We start from the raw sequence: 18,982 nt of genomic DNA on the forward strand, positions 1-18,982 counted from the left end.
GATTAACTTTTTTATACTTTATTTGTTTGTGAAAACACTAGTAAATTTGTCTTTATTAACTTACAAGTTGTCAGCAAAGCTGGGTTCTCTACTATTAAACTTTGGAATCGATTTATGTCAGATCCCAACATTGGTCGTTTACTCGGCAAACGCTACGAACTCCAGGAGATAATTGGTACTGGAGCAATGGGTAGAGTCTATCGTGCTAAGGACATTTTGTTGGGTGGCGTACCTGTTGCTGTGAAGTTTCTAGCTCTATCGACCCAAAATCAAAATCTGCGAGTGCAAGAACGCTTTGAGCAAGAGGCAAAAACCTGTGCCATTCTTGGACAAAAAAGCATCCACATTGTCCGAGTCATGGACTATGGCGTAGACGAGAATAATACTCCGTTCTATGTTATGGAATACCTCCAAGGAAGCAGCCTGAGCAATATCATTCGCCACCAACCACCCTGTTTACCAAGATTTTTGAATTTGGTGCGTCAAATTTGCTTGGGATTACAGTGCGCTCATAATGGTATCTTTGTAGAAGGCAAAATATGTCCAATTATTCACCGCGATATTAAGCCCAGTAATATAGTGGTCATTCAAGACCATAGTTTCGGCGAATTAGTCAAAGTTCTAGATTTTGGTATTGCCAAGTTACTACATGCCGATAGCAGCTATACTGACTACTATTTAGGCACTCTTGCTTATTCTTCTCCCGAACAGATAGATGGTCAGGAATTAGATAACCGTGCTGACATTTATAGTTTGGGAGTGATGATGTTTGAGATGCTTACAGGCAAAATTCCCCTAGTCGCATCAACCAACTCTTTTGGAGCATGGTACAAAGTACACCACTATCAACAACCACGATCATTCTCTGAAGTTGCACCCAATCTGCAACTACCACAGAGTGTGAAAAATTTGGTTATGAGTTGTTTAGCCAAGACACCAAGCTCACGTCCCCAAAGTATAAACGAAATTCTTCAGGTTCTGCGATCTTTAGAACAGGGCGATGCTCCTCTCGCGCCGCCCCTTTCGGGCGATCGGGCAAGTGAAACTTTGCCAAATATAGATAAAGCTCCAACTGTCTGTGTCTTAATCAAAACAGATGTTGATACCAAGTTGCGTTCAGAAATAGCATTTAGAAATGGCGGAAGAACACAGACTCACAGACTCACAGAGTTAGGGAGTGTGGGAGTGTGGGAGTCTGAAAAAATATCCTTTCCTCGCTTTTTTGCTCCTTCCTCATCGTCATCCCACCTACTATCTTTGAATTCAACTCAGTATGACGACAACAGCCAAGCAGTGACGCTATCATCTGGATTGATACAGGAAATTGTACAGCAAGCTTGTTGGCCCTCGAATAAACCGATCGCCGATATCGTCTTTCCTAGTCCTCTGGGTTTGAATGGTAAGGAACTACCCGCCTTGTGGGTGATGCTACCGCATTTGGAAATTCAAAAGCGTTTGGTTTGTAAACGCTATAATCAATTTCTTTTTATAACTTCTCCTCACCCCATGCTGCTATGGATTACCCTGATCTACAACACTATGCATGGTGCAAAATGGCTAACATACTACCTTGATCTGAAGACAACTTTCGGGCAAAAAATCACTCGCCTACTCAGACAAACAGGTTACTACCCGATACTGTTCTTTACTCGCGAGACACCAAATCGTTGTGTTGATGTATTACTCTCAAGTATTGCTTCTACACAACGCCTGTGGTTACATCACTGGGTAACGATGAGCAACAAGCTGGTTTCTTCTGCCGAACCACAATTTAGTAAAACTTTACTTAAAACTGAGTACGAAAAGATCAAACCACATATTTTGGCAAAGATACAAGCAATGGATACAGATTCCTCGTTTGACCTTTTCGGCTGAAAGGAATATACTGCTCATCCATGTGATTTATACACCATCGTTCCATCCTTTTGTAAACTTTTTTTAAAAAAATATGTATACAATTATGAACAAAGTTATAAGAAATATAAATACAAAGAGGATGAATAATGCAATTTAGAGTAAACTAATGACTGGAGTTTACATGAGCTAGACGAGTTAAACGCTAGTTAATGGAAAACACGTGCAATGGCATTTATCCTCCAAACCTGCAATTTAGTAGCAGCGGAGTGTCGTAGATGCATAAAGCGAGTGTGACCCAATGTTAAGCCAAACGATATACGTCACAAAGTGAAACTCACTTGCAAAAGATGAATGATCGTTGGTAAAATCTCTAATCGTAGTTGATCCTCTTAGTTGACGCCCCGGCATCCCCAGCTCATTTCCTCCTTGGAACTTAGCTAGAGAAGGAGGTCGCCTACTACGGCGGCGCTACAACTCTATGCTGCCCAGGTCGATCCCTCGTCTATTCCCCATTGGTGCTTAAGAAGCTGTTTATAAGTCGCTTCCCGAAGTACCATCTGCTCATAGAGCTTAACTAAAAAGTCTTTAGCTTGGTCATGGCTCATATGCTGCACCTGAGTGGCGAATGAGCGAATGTTGAATTGCTGTTCGAGGCTCAATTCGATTGGTTGATTCATGATGAACTCCTAAAAAGAAAAAGTAAAGGTGATATAGCCGTCGGCTGAACTAATAGGGTATATAGCTAAATTTTTATTTGTCCAAAATATTTTTACCTCCGTATTACGAACGATAACAATAGTTTGACAAATTGCCCATACCCTAATGGGTATTTTTTCGGTTGTGACACCTTGTTGTTAAGCCAACTGATATAGATCCCAAGTCTGGTGAGGCAGATTCCGGGAAAATATGGGTTTTTGAACCCTTTTTTTTGGAGAAACTGCCTTAGTTTTCCCTAGTTTGAGATTCGGGTTGTTTCAAAATGTAGAAATTTTTACATAACTACACTGATATGGACATAAGCTATTGCGCTCAAGTCCTGTGAAACCCTGTTTTTTTAAGGCATTTCAGGTAGGTAAGAATGAATTATATTCGCTTTACCTCATTGAGTGCAAGATGTCAATTACACAAAATAAGATAATTAGCCTCCTGAGTTAGAAACTTAAGAGGCTATAAGTATATGTATCAAACTGTAAACAGGAAAAAAGCTCAGTATGAACAAATTTTTAATGGTATGGAGCAATACGGTTCACTGAGTCATGCTAAAGACAGATGCTTCAAGCTTCGGGTAAAGATTTTTTGGCTTCAGTTGCAACAGCTTCTACCTCATCATTCGCCAAAGTTTCCAATATGGATTTTGCATCTGTACCGCCTAAACGATTTAAGGCTTGTACCAGCCTATAACGCACTTGCCAATCTGGATCTGTTGCATAGGGAGCCAACAAGGGAATAGCCTGCAAGTCTCCCAATTCGCCAAAAGAACTAATGGCTGCAGTTTTGACTAAATCATTTTCTGAAGAAAGTGCCGTTTTTAGCAACTCAAAACTTCTTGGATCGTTCAACTCTCCGAGTGTAGCGATGATGCTAAATTGTACAATCCACTCGTTGCTGGTTTGGTAAAGTTGTTGTAAATCGTCAAAAGCCTCACGCAGCCCAAGAGCACCCAAACAATCTGCTGCGGCTGCTTGAACATCAGCTTCGGGATCATTGAGCAAGCGATCGCGCAATATGTTTAGAGATAAATCTAAATCTTGTTTACCCAGCGTATCCAACTGACTCACAGCTGAATACCGCACACGGGAGTTGCTATCATTTACAGCATTTTGAACCAACTCAAAACCTAGCTTTGGCTCTAATTGACGAATTTGGTTGACTGCTCGCAAGCGATCGCCTAAATCTTGAGATTCCAGCAGTTGCTTGACAGATTCAGGAGTAATACTCATTTAATTATCCTAATTTTCAAAAATGTTTTCAAAAAATAGTTATCAGTTATCACTCATCAGCTCATTTTGGCTTGATAACTGTTTAGTGTTCACTGTTTAGTGTTCACTGATCTTGACTCGCTGCCATTGCTCGAATGATGTCACCACGAGTGAGGATACCAATAACTTGGCTCTCGCTGTCAAGTACTGGTAGGCGGTGGACGTTGCGATCGTGCATGAGTTTAGCAGCTTCTGTGACTGTTTTGTCAGGATCAATAGTGATCGGGTTTTTGCTCATGACTTCGCCAACAGTTTGCCCAAGTGCTTTGTGCAAGTCACGTTCGTAATCTCCAGGATTTTCCAAATAAATGACGCTATCAAGAAACATAATGTAAGCCGGAGGGGTTACACCAGTTTGTTGCCACATTAAGTCCGTTTCTGAGATAATACCGACTAACTTCCCAGCGTCGTTCACAACTGGTAGTCCACTAATGCGTCGTTCTGCCAGGATTTTTATCGCTTCCTGTAGAGGAGTTTCTAGTTGGACGACGATTGGATCACGGCTCATGATGTCGGCAACTGTTTTAGGCATTGGCTTGCTGTCACTTTGTTATTAATCTACCTGGTTTATTGTAAAGAATTGTGGGTGTTAAGCTTATCACGTTAATACATTGTTACTTATCGGGAAGTAGGGGAAGAAGAATAATTACTCAAATTCCGTCTCACAAAAGACTTGTAACAACTCAACACAGTTAGCAATTGCTCCTAAATGCGCAATTTCGTATCCGTGGGTGTTCTGTGTCGGAAATGCCAAACACGCAGCGCGAGCAACATGACCAAATTTCATCGCAATAGAAGCATCACTACCAAAACCACTGATTGTTGCTAGCTGTACTGACATATCTAGTTGCTTGGCGCAGTGACGCAGTTGTCCATTTAACGTTTCATCGTAAATTCCATATCCATCTTGAGAAAGTATCACAGGGCTTTCCCCGTCTTCAATGGGATATTCTGATGAGAGAGGACAAATTTCCAAAGCAATCAAAGCATCTAAGCGCTGGTTTTGAGTAAAGAAAAGTGCTCCAATTGCTCCCACTTCTTCTTTTGCTGATGCGACTAGATACACATCGACTGGTGGCTGTTTTACCTTTTCGGCAAGTGCTAATAAAATAGCAACTGAAGCTTTGTTATCCAAGGTGTAACTGGCTATGTAGTCGTTTAACCGTGTTGGACGTTTTCGATGCTTGCCGACAACCATTCTGGTACCTGGTCGAATACCAGCTGCTTCCAATTCGGTTGTGGTACATTTTGTCTCTATCCAGGCATTTTCCCATTTGACAGGAGTGTCTTCCTGCTGAACTTTTTGGGGTGATTCGTGGGAAACGTGACGGGAACCAAAACTGAGAATACCGCTGAGTGTTGCGTTATCTCCCAGTAAATCTACCACTCCTTCGCCATAAACCCACGGAAATGAGCCGCCTAGCCTGCGAACTTCGACTCGACCTTTTTCGCCAACTGTTTTCACAATTGCGCCTATTTCATCTTTGTGAGCAGTAATGGCAATCTGTCTAGTGGAATCTAGCCCTTGAATTTTAGCAATGATATTGTCAGCGCGATCGCACCATACTTCCACTCCTAGTGCCGCAAATTGCTGTATCAAGAATTGGTTAATTTCTGTTTCTGCACCACTGGGAGAATGATGCATGACTAATTCCTCAATTGTGTGAAATAAGCGATCGTAGTTGCACATCGTTATTTTAAATAGGTACTTTACTCAATTAAGAACTGCTATAAATAGTAGGCAAAAGCCCAAATTTATACAATTCAACCAGCACAAATGTATCACCAACAACGCCAAAGTTTGCTTTTCACTCTTTCGGCTATACTGACTGGAGCAACTCTTTTAGCTGGAGTTGGAATCTATGTAGTGCTCAAAGGCGTGGAAAGACCAATAGCAGTACCTAACCAAACAGAAAGCACAGAAGAAGACATTACACAAGCACCTGTCGATACATTAACTCCGCCTCCAGAAGACACATTGGTTTCATCACCACAAGACACACCAGTCGTAGCAATTCAAGAACAGCCAAACGAACTAGGAAAAAACCTTGGTGGTGTTGATTGGCAAGGAAAGGACTTACGCACGATGAAGCTGCGTAATGCTAACTTAGGTGGTGCGAATCTTGCAAACACTACCTTGAGTGGTGTTGACTTGAGTGGAGCTACCTTGAGTGGTGCAAATCTTGCAAATGCTAATTTGAGTGGTGTGAATTTGAGCAGTGCTAATCTCAGTGGTGCAATTCTTGAAAATGCGAATCTGAGCAGTGCTAATCTCAGTCGCGCCGACTTGAGGGGTGCCAATCTTGATCATACTAACCTAGAGGGAGCTCTTTTGAGAGGAACTCTTCTAGAAGGTGTAAACCTGAGCAACACAATTATGCCTTAGGGAGTTGGCTCTAGGTAAGCGACTCACGTACATGATACTATGTAAGTGACGAGCATCACTTAAATAATTGATACTTATCACTTTCCCCAAATTTGTTTATCTCTTAGTTTGGGAGGGAAGACAAATCATTCTTGTATTTAGACTACAAGTACTGATTTCTTACTTGGCAGTTGTGAGGAATAACTTATGCGAGAAAAACTTTTACTAGCTGTTACTCTGACATTTGCCTTAAGTTTGTTTACAGAACTGAACTGGTTTTCTTCAGCCCGTACAGCCACAAACAGGACAAATTCTGATTTCTCAGCTTTCACTGTTACTTTACGTCGATAACAAGAATTATACGCCATAGCAACAGTGATATGACTAGGAAAATAAAAAAAATATAAAAAGATATGTCTATGGAAACACTGAGCCTTCAGGCAAAGACATTGTGACGCCAATAATGAAAAGCCGAATTTTAGCCACCAGCGTATTTTTAACGCTTATCGGCTTAAATCAGGCAGTTCTAGCAGCAAATCTGGAACATGTCAGACAGTTACTAGCAAGCAAACAGTGTCAAAACTGTGATTTAGCCGGGGCTGGTTTGGTGATGGCTGATTTATCAGGAGCGGATTTAACTAAAGCCAATCTTGCAGGTGCGAATCTCAGCCGCGTTAACTTGAGTGGTGCTAACTTGAGGGGTGCAAACTTGAGTGGTGTTGGTTTATTTGGTGCTAACCTCACGGGAGCCAATCTTAGTGGGGCAAATTTGCAGAATGCTGATTTGCGACATGCCTATTTAGTTAACGCTCAATTAGATGGTGTGAATCTTAATGGGATTAATTTCCAAGGAGCAATCGGCATACCATCGCAAATTGCTACACATGAGAAATTTTATGCTTGGGGTGTTACCGAAGCACAAAAAGGCAATCAACAGCAAGCAATTGATTATTTCAATCAGGCTATTGTCATGAACCCTGATTATGCAGGTGCTTATCTAGCTCGTGGTGTTGCTCGTTACCAAATACTTGATCGACAAGGTGCATTTCAAGACGCTCAAGTTGCTGAAAAACTGTTTAGATCCCAAAACAATAGCAGTGGAATACAAACAGCACAAGCTTTTATCAAAGAACTGCAAACACCTTACGAAACTAAGGTAAAACCTGCCAAACCTGATTTCATTGATTTTGTAGGAAGTGTTGGCTCTCTACTACTCCAGTTTTTGCCATTTTAGTGATTAGTAGTCAGTGGATAGTAGTATTTGATCAAGTACCCGCAGTATCAGCTATCAGTTATCAGTTGTTACTGTTAAGCGTTCCCTGTTGACTGCTCACTGTTTGAATGACAACTCATAACTTATGACTCATGAGTATTTCTAAAGAACTATGGCAAGCAAATCACGACATAGCCCAGGCTTGTCTTGAACATCCCTTTGTCCAAGGTATCGCTGATGGTACTCTTGAGCAGAAAAAATTTGCCTATTATGTCGGACAAGATGCTTTTTTCTTAGAAGCCTTTGCTCGTGCTTACAGCATAGCTGCAGCTAAAGCACCAGATTTCTCAGTCTTTACGACATTTCACTCCTTGGCTGATGGAGTTTTACAAGAACTGAAACTTCATGAGGGTTATGCAGCAAAGTGGGGAGTCAGTTTACATTCTGTAGAACCTGGAGTGACTACCCGTCGCTATACCGACTTTCTGTTAGCTACTGCTTGGAGTGCTGATGTAGGTTTAACTGCTGCAGCGATGTCTCCCTGTATGGGTTTATATGCTTTTTTAGGAAAACAATTAGCTGGTGATAACATTCCCAATCATCAATATGCGGATTGGATTCGTACTTATAGCGGCGCAGATTTTCAACCATTAACGCAACAATTAGAAGATTTGGTTGATTCGTATGCGAGTCGCACGACTTTGGTAGAGTCAACTTATCGTTATGCCATGTTATGTGAGCGAGACTTTTTTCAAGCAGCATGGGAATGTTTATAAATCGCCGCTTATGTTTGCTTCTCTGATTTGTGAAAATTACTTTTTCACTGAACTGCACCAGGCGCAGAGTACGCACCACCAGAAGAATAAAGAGAGATTTTCACGTCCCTTGTAGCGTACACGTAGGGCTTATGATTTAAGACTGCCATATCACATCTAGCTTCCTCTGTGAAGAATCAAGTTAACTGCGTCGTGGTTGGAATTATATATGAAGTGTAAGAGAACTACACTCATTAAGTCAAAAAACTTGACAAACAATAATGAACACAAATTGTCTAATATACAACTTTAATTGGTGGTAGTGTTTACGCCCTAACAAACTATTATTTGTGAGTTGTTTACCAATGACTTAGTTTGGATTATCATCATGATATTTTATCTATTAATGAGAGAATTTTTCACAACTCGACTTGATCACACAATTCACTCAACTTAGTCTGTTCTTTGAGGCACACTGCATGCAAGAAGTATTGTTAAATCGTGCAATGAGCGTTGATGATTTGTTGAAACGCTATCAGACAGGAGAAAGAAATTTCAAAGGTATAAACCTGATAGGTGGTTACCTAAATGGAGTCAATCTCAGCGGAGCAAGTTTAAAAGGAGCTTCTTTAAGTGAAGTTGATTTGAGTAAAGCTAATTTGGTTGGGGTTGACTTGACAGAAGCATCTTTAGTGAGAGCTAACCTTACGGGGGCTAACCTCACTGAAGCCAATCTGAGTGGAGCAAATCTTCATGAAGCAAAGCTCACAGGAGCTATCCTTGATGGAGCAGTCTTGAAAATGGCAGACTTGATAGATGCAGATTTCACCGCTGCAAATCTAGAGGGAGCTAATCTGTACGGGGCACACATGATGGGTACTCTGTTGCAGGGTGCGATTATGCCAGATGGTAAAATCAATAATTAGCTACCGTAGCTATCATATTTCGATAAACGCGTGAACGTCGGCTCTAAAGTATCTGATATGTTGAGATAATTACAAAGGAAATGTGCCAAGAGAAAGATGACGGCGCAAGGAAATTATCAAAATGTCAGAGAATTTAAGAAGCCAAGTTGTAACGCAAGGAGTGCAGCGATTGCCTACGGCAGAGCTACGCTTAACGCCTAAGTGATCAATGCTGCGTGCCGTTTGCCGTTGGTTTTTAAGATGAGGATTTCTCCAAAGCTATTGTTGGTATAGCCAATGGCTATAGTACTATTACCCCCTGCAATATGGGGATCAACAAATTAGCACTCCATAGCAGAAATTGGCGTCAAAAATGCCAAGGCAATGACGCAAATGTTCGGCACAATTACCATCAGCGATGGCGTTTCTATGGGAACTGAAGGGATGAAATATTCCTTGGTTTCACGGGAAGTCATCGCTGATTCAATATAAACCGCTTTTGTGCGATTTAAAACCTAGTGGTCGATATCTCGCTACAGATTTACACAAAGTGGGTGGTATCCCTCAAGTGTAGATCACGTTGCGCCAGAAGCAGCAGTTGGGGGCGCGGCGATCGCTCTTGTTAAAGAAGGCGATACCATCACCATTGATGCCCATGCTCGTTCACTACATTTACATATATCTGACGAAAAACTAGCCCATCGTCGTGCCAATTGCCAGCCACTTCCACCCCGTTACATCAGAGGTGTGCTGGTAAAGTATACCAAGTTGGTATCTTCCAGCAGTCTAAGTGCACTAACGGATTTTAATTTATTTTAATTTTTACATCCGTACACCGGGCTTGAGCCACTTTCTGTAGCTGAGGATGGACATGATCATTGTCAGCAACAAAAGAGGCGTTAAGGTTGATGACTCTGGTATACGCTGTACTGGAGGTGGTGGAGTTACACCGCCCCCTGGAGGAGTTACACCGCCCCCTGGAGGAGTTACACCGCCCCCTGGAGGAGTTACACCGCCGCCCGGAGGAGTTACACCGCCCCCTGGAGGAGTTACACCGCCACCGCCAGGAGGAGTTTGAGCTACATTTCTTGAGGAATTATCATCTCCACCACCCAAAAGAAAAGGTAGAAGAATTAATGGAATACCAGCGAGTGCCCAGTATGGGAAACCCGCACCTCCGGCTCGTGTGACAACATCTGCTTCAGGAATAGGAGCAAATTCTTGACTAATCACGTCTCCCCCAGGCAATATTGGAACTCCCCCTGCAACGACGTCTCCTGGAACACCTTGCCCAGCAATCTGGTCAAACTCTGGAGGAATACCAGCATTTGGACGATTGAACGGACCTCCTTCTGGAGAGTATGGTGAGGAGAGGACATTAAGAAGCCTTCCTTCTAGTTGCTCCTCATTGCCACTATTCAGCGCACGCAACCCTTGAGAGACATTATTCACATAATATTGCTTGACCTCTGGTGGCAAATCTTGAGCCTGAATCTGCTGCTTCCAATTGGGAATTTTTGCGACCTCTTGCAACAGCAAACGCCCATAAGAGTATTTTAGGTTCAATAACCCACTGCGAGGATCAAGCGAGTTTCCAGATCCTTCGGGTGCCCAGTAAAAGTTCTTGGTAACCTGTCCCAAACCTGCTTGGGGTGTCCGACCAACTGTTTGCCCAAGAGTATACCGATACCCATCCATAATATAAGGACTGTCGTTTTGCCAGAATGAGGTATACGGTATCTTTTCAAGATTAGGATTATTTCCGTAGAAAGAGGCAAAATTTTGAAAGTTTTGCTGCCCTCCAGCGGCTCGGGTCAAGAGGTCATTGTAACTAGGTCCGTTATTAGATTCCACTAATTGCTGTAGTACTGCTCCAGACTTATTACAAGCAGCACCAAATCCCACGTCACATCCAGGAATGACTCGCATTTTACTCAAATCCTGGCCGGAGAGTTGATACCGGAGATAATTTGACTCTAGTCCTGGCTGGACACCGTAATTGCCAATACTGAGCTGAGCCAAAGCCTGTTGAGGCCCACTCAGTATTGCCGCCATATAGGATGAGAACGCGATAAGACTTTTTGTAATACGAGATTTAAACAAGATGAACCTCCTGTTAATAAGGCAATAGGGGACTGAGGAAAAACCAATTTCTAATTCAAAAAGATTATTTGAGAGAGTTTTTTTAATTTCGTTTTGAATGTTGAATGTTTCTACACTCTCCCTCCATGGGATTTCGCCTGAGAAACCGGAGAAGAATCTAAATTTTGAGGCGAGTTGATGTTAATCGTGATTGCTGTGCCCTGAAGTTGTCCTGTAATGGGCTGATATAGCACAAATCCACGGCTTGCTACATCAAAAAGATACCCTCGACCTGACGCAGGCACTTTTCCTTGCTTGACGAGAGTTATAAAGGATTCTAAATACCTTTGGATACCTTGACGATCCCCTTGATTTGTATTCGTATAGTTTGAAATCAGGCTCATGAACAAGTCCAAGCTGCGAACATCCTGTCCCTCGCTCAGAGTGCCATTTTCTAGAAAGGAACTAGCCACAAGCGCTCCATTGACTTGTTGCACTTTGAACAAAGTGTAATAGCGCTTCTGTTTTGTTTGATCTTTGACATAACAAACCCAGGAACCATCTGGCTTCTGTGTAAAACCTGCCTTTGCAAGGTTATAAAATGGAGAAGGGCTTTGCTTATCTACTGCTGAAGGCGGTAATTTCTCGCCCCTATCGGAAGAACAAATATTTTGTTGTGTTGTTGTCTGTTTGGGAGTTGTTGGAGTTTCCAACGCTCCTGCAACAGATGGTATGGCTGCTAACGCAAACACAGACAGGCTGAATACACTCAGCGAACGGGTAATGACATTCATGGGGTTTGTGACAGTGTATAGCTCAAAAAAAGTGTTCCCTAGTTAAAAATAGGCAATATAAGACTTTTTGCTAAAGTGTCATACTCATAACATTTCAAATGCTAGGGTAGACAAGGTTGTAGATCTTCACATGGAAGACGATTATCTTAATTATCTGTGTAACAGTATGTTTTTATTATGTTAGTAAAGACAAAATTTACTAATTTGCATGAATTAGCAGAAATTGCTTATTAGCAGGTTAAAAGATTTTACTAAGGCATATGAGTTTGGTAAAAGACTGGGGTATGTGTTTCTTGTATTTTGACGTAAAAGCTAAGGTTGGTGTTCCCTAAAAAAAACTCCTCGCTTAAGTACATGGGTATTGTGTTTACAACCGCTTAACGCTTGCTATTTCAAATCATCTCTTCTTAATTTGTAACAAATAGTACTTGTTCTTAGCTTCTAACCTAGGAATGATAATTCATTATCATTAAAAAAAGAATTGTAATTTTTTTGTCTCAGTAGAGAATTCAATCTGTTTAAAGATATACTGCACTAATTCTTGAGACTACTCAATGATTTCACGAGACTGTGACAATAATCTTACGAGTAAAGATTAAGTACAAAGACAAACAGCTATTATCAATGCACTTCTATCTAGGGATAGAACACATTATCCCCTAAAGTTTACAATGAACCGGATAAATTTTTGCTTACATAGAATCAAGTTCATCAATTCATCATCTTGCTTTCAGTGTCCGTTGTGAAATACTCTATGACACTTCTAGTCGAACTCTATAAAGATATCAGTCTAGGCTTTCACCAGACGAAAGATTTTCTTAACCACAGCGTTAACTCTTTAACGACATCAGCACAAGAGATTGGCGAGTCTTGGCAGCAAAGAGCATCTCAAGCAACTAATCGCACTGTTGATACAGTGACGACAACCCTTGAGCAAGCTAAAGTTTCTGTTGAACAAACATTCCAATCAGCAGAGCAAGTCAAAAATACAACAACGGTGGCTGTTCAAACAGCTATTTCTTCTGCTATGAGTGATTGGTTTGAGCAACATCCTACACTTTTGCGGCTGGTTCAAATTCTTGGTTGGGCGGCTAACCACCCAATCATCAGTTTAGTGGTTCTGCTTTTTGCCCTTGCTGTTACTTGGAGCGTGATCAAAGCAATTGGTCGTATCGTTGAGTCAGCCAGTTTATCAGTTTTGCAAGTTCCTTTGAAATTACTCCAAGCTCTTGCAAAGCTCAGCTTTGTATCATTTACCAAACTTGGTAACTTGGCCTTTAAGCAACTGAGCGATAGGAAAACCACTGATATTATACCAACTGTACTACCTACAATCTCTCCACAAATTCACAAAGATAAGCAACAAAGATTGGTAGAGATTTCTACTCGACTAGAGGAAATTCAACAAGAACAAAATCACCTTTTACAAGAAGCCACAGAGCTTTTGGCTTCAGAAAAAATTGATACAGAAGCACAAATGCAGCACTATATCAAATAAAGGGTGGCAAATAACAATTCAAAATGGACTGCTTGCTTGCACTCTACAAAATTTCAAATGAAAGATATTTTCAATTTGAAGATTTAAACCCCAAGTAAAACTGAGTAGCGACAGGGTGGGGTGAGGCAGCGCTGCCGGGGCATACCCTCAACACTTTTATACTGAAAATTTATAAATATATTTAAAAACTTGATTTTCGGAGAGCAAAATTAATTAGTTAATGAATAACACATTTTCGACACAAATCGGAAAAAAATTGTCAAAAGTTCATAATATTTAAATTTTTGCTATTTTTATAAGCAGGTGAGAGACACATGGACGAGAATTTCGTCCATCTCCATAGTGGCTTTTTGGCAAAGCGGAGCTCTATTGGCAGAGAGTTTGCACATTTTTTCCTGCCAGTATACCTGAGCCGGGAAAAAATTTGTGAAAAAACAATACAGAAGATAGAGTCAAAATTCCGCAATCACACTATGGTAAAAAACTAAGCCGATGAAAATAAATTGAAGAAGAGGTAGATCGCAATGAATCCAGAAAATAAGATATCGCCAGCTTTCGAGCCATTTCTTGCCGAGATGGGGCAAGATGACAAGCGCGATGCGATTGTGATCTACAAAGCGCCACCAGTTGAAGGTTTGCCGCCACGAGGTCGTTTGCGTGAACTAAAAAATAGGTTGGTTGAGGTTCAAAAGCGGGCTGCTAATCAAGCAGCGGCAAAGCTTTTTGATGAGTACCACGAAGCAAGTCAAGACATGGGATATCAAAATGAACCTCTAGAGGTTTCTACTATCGGTTCTGGCGCAATGCCAATGGCGACAGTTGAAGTGACTGCCAAGACGCTAGAAGCCCTGGTGGAACAACCTAATGTGGTTGCTATTCTGCCAAATCAAAAAATTCATCTCATCCAACCCCGGAAAGTCGAGTATTCTGAGTTATTCACCGAGGAAAACAAAGATAACGTCACTTGGGGATTAAAACAGCTTGAAATTCCTAAATTATGGGAGACAACCACCGGCGAGAACATCAATGTGGCGGTACTAGATACAGGGGTGTATGCTGCCCATCCAGCACTCGAAAAACGAGTCAAAGAGTTTGTGGTCATTGATCCACTTGGTCGGCGGATTAATGCCAACCCAGCTTTTGACTCTGGACAGCATGGGACTCATGTTTGTGGGACGATCGCTGGAGGTAAAACCCCAAAAGGTCTCTCTATTGGCGTTGCGCCGCAAGCTAATTTGCTAGTTGGTGGTGTTCTGATCGGAGATACGACTTTACGAACCTTATTGGAAGGTATTTCTTGGGCGATCGAAAAAGGGGCTGATATTATCAACATGTCCCTTGGTTTAAGTTACTACGAACCTTTGTTTGCTGAGGTACTTGACATATTGGTGATGCAGTATGGTATTTTACCTGTAGTCGCGATCGGCAACGAAAACCACGGTAACACTAGCTCACCTGGCAATGCTTATAATGCCTTCAGTGTGGGTGCAATAGAAAAACTGCCATTAGACAAGGTTGATGTCGCATTCTTTAGTAGCGGAGCGAGTCTGGTGTTTCCAGGAGACGCTCCAAACGTTTTGGTAACAAAGCCAGATGTTGTTGCCCCAGGTGCTCAAATCTACTCCTGCATACCGCCGACGAGAACACCTCACGGAACCTACGAATACAACTATATGGATGGCACTTCTATGGCAACTCCCCATGTTGCAGGCGTTGCGGCTTTACTGATGGCAGCTAAGCCAACAGCAACTGTAACAGATATCATGAATGTACTCAAGGAAACGGCAAAACATCCAGGGGGATCAGGTCGTCGTCCTGACAATAGGTGGGGTTGGGGTTTACTCCAACCTTGGGAAGCTTTGAGTGCTCTTAGTTGAGGACTATCAGGGAAGTGCATCATGTATCATAATGGCAAAAACAAGATTAGTTCTGAGTTTGCATGTCGGCTAAATAATCTAGCGCCTCAACAGAAGGTTAGCGTTATTGTATTTTTAAAGCTAGAAAATTTAGATAAGCCGATAAGCTTGCGGCAGTCACGTGCTGAACGCAAAGCAGCGATGGAAGGGATACGCAACTCAGCCAAGCAAGCTCTAGATTACATACGGAAAATTATACAGGACTTTGGAGGCACACAGTTAGCCGAAAGTCCTGATGTTTTAGGGACAATTCCTGTTGAAATTTCTGCGGCTGGTGTCGAAGCTCTTGCTGCGTCTGATGCAGTCAAAGCCGTGGTAGAGGAACAGGATCTTATCCCAGCAAACACTACCAACAGATTCTACATTTAAGGTTGTGAGTGTTATAAAAAGGAATTCCTGTTTTGCTGAGTACTTGTAGCAAGTGGCTTAAGCATTAGTTTTTATTATAAGCCCTAGGACAAGTTTTGAAAGCGAGCAGGGGAGAATTTGGTAATAATTTCGTCTTTCATTCCAAAAACCCAATTAGCAAAACGTTGTGCCAGAGGAGGCACAATCACAAGGGGATTGCTAAAACCAGAAAAAACGTGAACACTTTCGTGCTCTGGGATGAGGCCAATCAAGGGAAGTGCATCATTACTGAATGACACCAAACAATTATGCCAAGTTCCCGGTAATTTGTTTAATTTTGGCAAAGTTTTTCCGATGCTTGCTCTTAACTCAGCTTCGCTTTGCTTGGAGTCAACATTGGTGTGAGGATCTGTGATGGCGCGGCTGATTTGACCAAGGCGAATACTACCATCTCGAAATTGAACTGCGCCTGCATCTAAGATAGGTGGTACTAGCTCAAGACCTGATTCATTCCACAATTCGTCATTTTTAGTGGAATCTGCTTCTAATTGGAATCTTTTTAGATTTACTGGCATGACTATGGTACGCAGTTGTATATCTACAGGCGGAGTTTCAATCATTTCTGCGTGAGTGAAATATAGCTTGATAGAAATGCCTGATGATTTGAGGATCTGTCGGCTCAATCCACCAGCACACACTACTGTATTAGCAGTGTTGTATGTTTCTTTTGTTGTTGTCACTGCTTTTGGCAGTATTTTCACAACTTGGGTAATCGCCATTTCACCGCCTGCACGCAAAAAGGCGTTAATGTAAGCTTGGGTGCTTTTTCCAGGATGGATGTGACCGTGTTTGACAGTTAAAGCAGCCGCTATAGCCTCCTGATTCAACAGAGGTTCTAATTCACAGGCTTCCTTCAAACTAAGCAATTTGGGAGGGATCGCAAAACGAGTATAGGACGCCGCTGCGCTTGCTGGATCTGTATCGGCAGAAATCGTCAACAATAAATCTAGTTCGCGGAACTCAGTATCAGCGTCCAACTCTTGTGACAGAATGCGGTGACGTGCGATACCTTCGTCGCACAATTGGCGAGTGAGTGGAGTGGTACCAGACCAAAAAGCTAAACCACCATAACTATAACGAGTTGCATTGTGTGGTGTTGCATACTGTTCTAGTAAAAGCACTTTGCAGCCTTTATTTACCAGTTCGTAGGCGAGTGCAGCACCCGTAATACCAGCACCAACAACAATCCAGTCGTAGGTTTTCATTGAATATTTTTATTAAGAGCCTTAAAAGATATTCTCTGTGTTTAGTGGTACTCCAACTCCAACCAATTTAATTATGAGATTATTATGCTATCGCAATTATTTGCCAACACTCACCTTCATAGTCTTTCTATCTGAAGAACGATTTGAAGTCGCATTTTGACGTCTTGCTTGGGTAGGAACGCTCAGTAACTTAGGCTTCGTTGAGCTTAAAGTTAAGGTAGGTGAAGGTTCAGGTGCGGCGACTCTGGCTTGACCTTTTCTGAAAACTATTAAAGTGATATTTGCTTGATTCTTAAAAGAGCGTTTTACAGAACCACGAACAAAAGTACTAGCAAATTTTTGACTTCCGGCAAAATTAGAATCTTTCAATTCAGAGGTGATTGTCACATTTTCGTTTTTCTTGCTTGTCAAAAAGTTATCATTCCCGGACGTGTTTAAACTTGCAGATAGAGAAAAGAACACTAAAGGTTTTTTTCCAATACTATCTGGGTTGGATAATAAATTGGCAAGATAGTCTGGAAGAGTTTGTTTCGGTATATCAGAAGTATCATATAAAAAGAAGGAAACTTCTCTAATAACGCTAACATTCTCTATATTTTGTGAAGCATTTATTAAGGTTTCTAAATCTAAGGCAGATGTAAAATTGAAAGAGAAAGTATTTCCTGCGTTTATCAAGAAATTACCAACAATAGTTGCATTAGTTTCTGCGAATCCAAAATAATCTCTATTTTCACCCGAAGCTGAACTAGTTGCAAAAGTCGATACTACTGTATCGTCAGTTTCTACGACTGCATTATTGTAAACAGTCGCTGTACCACCATCCGCATGAGCTGAGGTATCAGCCTGATTATTACTATTGACAGTGGAAAAGCTTTGACTCAAGTTTGTTAAAAAGAAATCTCCATAAGAAAGAGCAGAAGTCGCCGCCTGAGTAGGTGACACGGAGGGTTCAGAAGTAATTGTGTTTGGAGTAGCCATGAAAAAACCTCTTTGCAAATTTTTAGTATAGATCTTGACGTCATTTATATCTACAATTTAACCACTATTATTCCAGAAGAGTCCTTTAATTTTTTTGCTCGCGATCTACCTTTATGAACTATAGCTAGTAATCCCAAAAATAATAGTAAAGCTAAACTCGTTGAAGGTTCAGGTGCTGTCACTCTTGCCTGACTTCTCCTAGTCACAATCAAAGTAAGATTTGCTTGTTTTTCAAAATAGCGTTGGAAAAAGCCCTCATACTCAACTAAAGTGTGTTCTTCATTTCCTTCAACATCAGTTTTTTTATAATTTTCGGTTAAAGTAATATCTGAACTATTCTGATAGTTTAGATAATCATTTCCAAGAGTATTGATATTTCCAACAAGAGAAAAGAAAGAAAGCGGACTTTTATTGATGCTGTCTGGATTGTCTAATAAATCAATAAGAAGATCAGAAAGAGTTTCTTCTGGTATGTCTGAAGTATCGAACAGATAAAAGGCAATATCCCCTTTTGCTTGAGCATTTTCTACTGGAGATGCATCTATTTGTGTCCCTAGATTTAGAAAAGAGGAGAAATTGAAAGAAAAGGTTTTACCAGCATCTATATCAAAATTAGCAACAATTTCCGAATCACTTTGTACAAGTCCTGTGTAGTTTATACCTTCACCACTCACTGTACTAGCAACATCAGTAAATGCTCTTAGTGGAGAATTTGACGTTTCTACGGTTAGATAATTTTCCAAGCTTACAAAACTGTTCTTACCCATAGCAAGACCTTCAGTCTCACCATGATTGCGGCTGTTAAATTCTGTGGAAAGAATTCCATTGAAATCTGTCAAACTTAATTCTCCATCAGAAAAAGCAAAAGTAGCAGCTTGACAGGGTGAGGTGAAAAGCACAGAAGTCGCTACCAAGGGGGTAAACAGTAGCCTAAACCGCTTGGCAAATCTCAGATATTGCTTCATAAAATCCTCTTAATATTTAGTTTGCTTCTCTGTGTTGCGAGACTCTTGATAAGAGATACAAA

Annotated in this window: 19 protein-coding genes and 1 pseudogene; 10 read left to right on the forward strand and 10 right to left on the reverse strand. The window is 41.3% G+C overall.

The window, feature by feature from the left end:
- Positions 1–114: 114 nt before the first annotated feature.
- Positions 115–1,875 (forward strand): serine/threonine-protein kinase, encoded by a 1,761-nt coding sequence (locus tag DP114_RS34870; RefSeq protein ID WP_246163111.1) that lies wholly within the window; start codon positions 115–117, stop codon positions 1,873–1,875.
- Between the two features lie 458 nt (positions 1,876–2,333).
- On the opposite strand, the gene DP114_RS11235 is transcribed toward DP114_RS34870, so the two are convergent.
- The 4 genes from DP114_RS11235 to DP114_RS11250 form a co-directional block, all read right to left on the reverse strand.
- Positions 2,334–2,534 (reverse strand): NblA/ycf18 family protein, encoded by a 201-nt coding sequence (locus tag DP114_RS11235; RefSeq protein WP_169265668.1) that lies wholly within the window; start codon positions 2,532–2,534, stop codon positions 2,334–2,336.
- A 597-nt stretch (positions 2,535–3,131) separates the two neighbouring features.
- A complete protein-coding gene (gene nblB / locus DP114_RS11240; RefSeq protein WP_169265669.1) occupies positions 3,132–3,797 on the reverse strand; it encodes a phycobilisome degradation protein NblB in 666 nt (221 codons plus the stop codon).
- 103 nt (positions 3,798–3,900) lie between these two features.
- Positions 3,901–4,368, reverse strand: coding sequence for a CBS domain-containing protein (locus DP114_RS11245; protein ID WP_171976109.1), 468 nt, complete (start codon positions 4,366–4,368; stop codon positions 3,901–3,903).
- Positions 4,369–4,482: 114 nt separating this feature from the next.
- Entirely contained in the window at positions 4,483–5,526 is a 1,044-nt protein-coding gene (locus tag DP114_RS11250; RefSeq protein ID WP_171976110.1) for a M42 family metallopeptidase, read from the reverse strand.
- 87 nt (positions 5,527–5,613) lie between these two features.
- Between DP114_RS11250 and DP114_RS11255 the strand changes: the two genes are divergently transcribed.
- Positions 5,614–6,222: a pentapeptide repeat-containing protein gene (locus DP114_RS11255; protein WP_171976111.1), complete on the forward strand. Its 609-nt coding sequence runs from the start codon at positions 5,614–5,616 to the stop codon at positions 6,220–6,222.
- 137 nt (positions 6,223–6,359) lie between these two features.
- Here DP114_RS11255 and DP114_RS11260 read toward each other — a convergent pair whose 3' ends face one another.
- Complete coding sequence (locus DP114_RS11260; protein ID WP_169265673.1) at positions 6,360–6,569, reverse strand: hypothetical protein; 210 nt, start codon at positions 6,567–6,569, stop codon at positions 6,360–6,362.
- A 95-nt stretch (positions 6,570–6,664) separates the two neighbouring features.
- On the opposite strand from DP114_RS11260, the gene DP114_RS11265 reads away from it, so the two are divergent.
- The 5 genes and pseudogenes from DP114_RS11265 to DP114_RS36270 all read left to right on the forward strand — a co-directional run bounded on the left by DP114_RS11265 (position 6,665) and on the right by DP114_RS36270 (position 9,893).
- Positions 6,665–7,435 carry a pentapeptide repeat-containing protein gene (locus DP114_RS11265; RefSeq protein WP_169265674.1) on the forward strand — a complete coding sequence of 257 codons (771 nt, stop codon included), beginning with the start codon at positions 6,665–6,667 and terminating at the stop codon, positions 7,433–7,435.
- A gap of 131 nt (positions 7,436–7,566) precedes the next feature.
- Entirely contained in the window at positions 7,567–8,190 is a 624-nt protein-coding gene (locus DP114_RS11270) for a TenA family protein (RefSeq protein WP_169265675.1), read from the forward strand.
- Between the two features lie 485 nt (positions 8,191–8,675).
- Positions 8,676–9,095 (forward strand): pentapeptide repeat-containing protein, encoded by a 420-nt coding sequence (locus tag DP114_RS11275; RefSeq protein ID WP_169265697.1) that lies wholly within the window; start codon positions 8,676–8,678, stop codon positions 9,093–9,095.
- Between the two features lie 121 nt (positions 9,096–9,216).
- Positions 9,217–9,563 (forward strand): annotated as a pseudogene (locus tag DP114_RS36265) (dihydroxy-acid dehydratase domain-containing protein); the annotation flags it as partial.
- Between the two features lie 123 nt (positions 9,564–9,686).
- Positions 9,687–9,893 carry a dihydroxy-acid dehydratase domain-containing protein gene (locus DP114_RS36270; RefSeq protein ID WP_370460800.1) on the forward strand — a complete coding sequence of 69 codons (207 nt, stop codon included), beginning with the start codon at positions 9,687–9,689 and terminating at the stop codon, positions 9,891–9,893.
- A 3-nt stretch (positions 9,894–9,896) separates the two neighbouring features.
- Here DP114_RS36270 and DP114_RS11285 read toward each other — a convergent pair whose 3' ends face one another.
- Positions 9,897–11,177 (reverse strand): hypothetical protein, encoded by a 1,281-nt coding sequence (locus DP114_RS11285; protein WP_171976112.1) that lies wholly within the window; start codon positions 11,175–11,177, stop codon positions 9,897–9,899.
- A gap of 110 nt (positions 11,178–11,287) precedes the next feature.
- Complete coding sequence (locus DP114_RS11290) at positions 11,288–11,950, reverse strand: hypothetical protein (RefSeq protein WP_169265677.1); 663 nt, start codon at positions 11,948–11,950, stop codon at positions 11,288–11,290.
- 754 nt (positions 11,951–12,704) lie between these two features.
- Between DP114_RS11290 and DP114_RS11295 the strand changes: the two genes are divergently transcribed.
- The 3 genes from DP114_RS11295 to DP114_RS11305 all read left to right on the forward strand — a co-directional run bounded on the left by DP114_RS11295 (position 12,705) and on the right by DP114_RS11305 (position 15,733).
- Positions 12,705–13,448, forward strand: coding sequence for a hypothetical protein (locus DP114_RS11295; protein ID WP_171976113.1), 744 nt, complete (start codon positions 12,705–12,707; stop codon positions 13,446–13,448).
- Between the two features lie 524 nt (positions 13,449–13,972).
- On the forward strand, positions 13,973–15,325 hold the full coding sequence (locus DP114_RS11300) for a S8 family serine peptidase (RefSeq protein WP_171976114.1): 1,353 nt from the start codon (positions 13,973–13,975) through the stop codon (positions 15,323–15,325).
- A 21-nt stretch (positions 15,326–15,346) separates the two neighbouring features.
- On the forward strand, positions 15,347–15,733 hold the full coding sequence (locus DP114_RS11305; RefSeq protein WP_169265679.1) for a hypothetical protein: 387 nt from the start codon (positions 15,347–15,349) through the stop codon (positions 15,731–15,733).
- Between the two features lie 83 nt (positions 15,734–15,816).
- On the opposite strand, the gene DP114_RS11310 is transcribed toward DP114_RS11305, so the two are convergent.
- The 3 genes from DP114_RS11310 to DP114_RS11320 all read right to left on the reverse strand — a co-directional run bounded on the left by DP114_RS11310 (position 15,817) and on the right by DP114_RS11320 (position 18,920).
- Positions 15,817–16,977: an NAD(P)/FAD-dependent oxidoreductase gene (locus tag DP114_RS11310; protein ID WP_171976115.1), complete on the reverse strand. Its 1,161-nt coding sequence runs from the start codon at positions 16,975–16,977 to the stop codon at positions 15,817–15,819.
- 96 nt (positions 16,978–17,073) lie between these two features.
- Positions 17,074–17,919 carry a hypothetical protein gene (locus DP114_RS11315; protein WP_171976116.1) on the reverse strand — a complete coding sequence of 282 codons (846 nt, stop codon included), beginning with the start codon at positions 17,917–17,919 and terminating at the stop codon, positions 17,074–17,076.
- A gap of 86 nt (positions 17,920–18,005) precedes the next feature.
- Positions 18,006–18,920 carry a hypothetical protein gene (locus DP114_RS11320; protein ID WP_171976117.1) on the reverse strand — a complete coding sequence of 305 codons (915 nt, stop codon included), beginning with the start codon at positions 18,918–18,920 and terminating at the stop codon, positions 18,006–18,008.
- Between the last annotated feature and the right edge of the window lie 62 nt (positions 18,921–18,982).

Source organism: Brasilonema sennae CENA114 (genome assembly GCF_006968745.1).
GTDB classification, from domain to species: domain Bacteria; phylum Cyanobacteriota; class Cyanobacteriia; order Cyanobacteriales; family Nostocaceae; genus Brasilonema; species Brasilonema sennae.

Excerpts from the sequence above, each read along its gene's own strand:
- DP114_RS11310 (WP_171976115.1), bottom strand. The coding sequence starts at position 16,977 with ATGAAAACCTACGACTGGATTGTTGTTGGTGCTGGTATTACGGGTGCT.
- DP114_RS11275 (WP_169265697.1), top strand. The coding sequence starts at position 8,676 with ATGAGCGTTGATGATTTGTTGAAACGCTATCAGACAGGAGAAAGAAAT.
- nblB (WP_169265669.1), bottom strand. The coding sequence starts at position 3,797 with ATGAGTATTACTCCTGAATCTGTCAAGCAACTGCTGGAATCTCAAGAT.
- DP114_RS11265 (WP_169265674.1), top strand. The coding sequence starts at position 6,665 with ATGAAAAGCCGAATTTTAGCCACCAGCGTATTTTTAACGCTTATCGGC.
- DP114_RS11255 (WP_171976111.1), top strand. The coding sequence starts at position 5,614 with ATGTATCACCAACAACGCCAAAGTTTGCTTTTCACTCTTTCGGCTATA.
- DP114_RS11270 (WP_169265675.1), top strand. The coding sequence starts at position 7,567 with ATGAGTATTTCTAAAGAACTATGGCAAGCAAATCACGACATAGCCCAG.
- DP114_RS11250 (WP_171976110.1), bottom strand. The coding sequence starts at position 5,526 with ATGTGCAACTACGATCGCTTATTTCACACAATTGAGGAATTAGTCATG.
- DP114_RS11235 (WP_169265668.1), bottom strand. The coding sequence starts at position 2,534 with ATGAATCAACCAATCGAATTGAGCCTCGAACAGCAATTCAACATTCGC.
- DP114_RS11320 (WP_171976117.1), bottom strand. The coding sequence starts at position 18,920 with ATGAAGCAATATCTGAGATTTGCCAAGCGGTTTAGGCTACTGTTTACC.
- DP114_RS11245 (WP_171976109.1), bottom strand. The coding sequence starts at position 4,368 with ATGCCTAAAACAGTTGCCGACATCATGAGCCGTGATCCAATCGTCGTC.
- DP114_RS34870 (WP_246163111.1), top strand. The coding sequence starts at position 115 with ATGTCAGATCCCAACATTGGTCGTTTACTCGGCAAACGCTACGAACTC.
- DP114_RS11300 (WP_171976114.1), top strand. The coding sequence starts at position 13,973 with ATGAATCCAGAAAATAAGATATCGCCAGCTTTCGAGCCATTTCTTGCC.
- DP114_RS11260 (WP_169265673.1), bottom strand. The coding sequence starts at position 6,569 with ATGGCGTATAATTCTTGTTATCGACGTAAAGTAACAGTGAAAGCTGAG.
- DP114_RS11295 (WP_171976113.1), top strand. The coding sequence starts at position 12,705 with ATGACACTTCTAGTCGAACTCTATAAAGATATCAGTCTAGGCTTTCAC.
- DP114_RS11305 (WP_169265679.1), top strand. The coding sequence starts at position 15,347 with ATGTATCATAATGGCAAAAACAAGATTAGTTCTGAGTTTGCATGTCGG.
- DP114_RS11290 (WP_169265677.1), bottom strand. The coding sequence starts at position 11,950 with ATGAATGTCATTACCCGTTCGCTGAGTGTATTCAGCCTGTCTGTGTTT.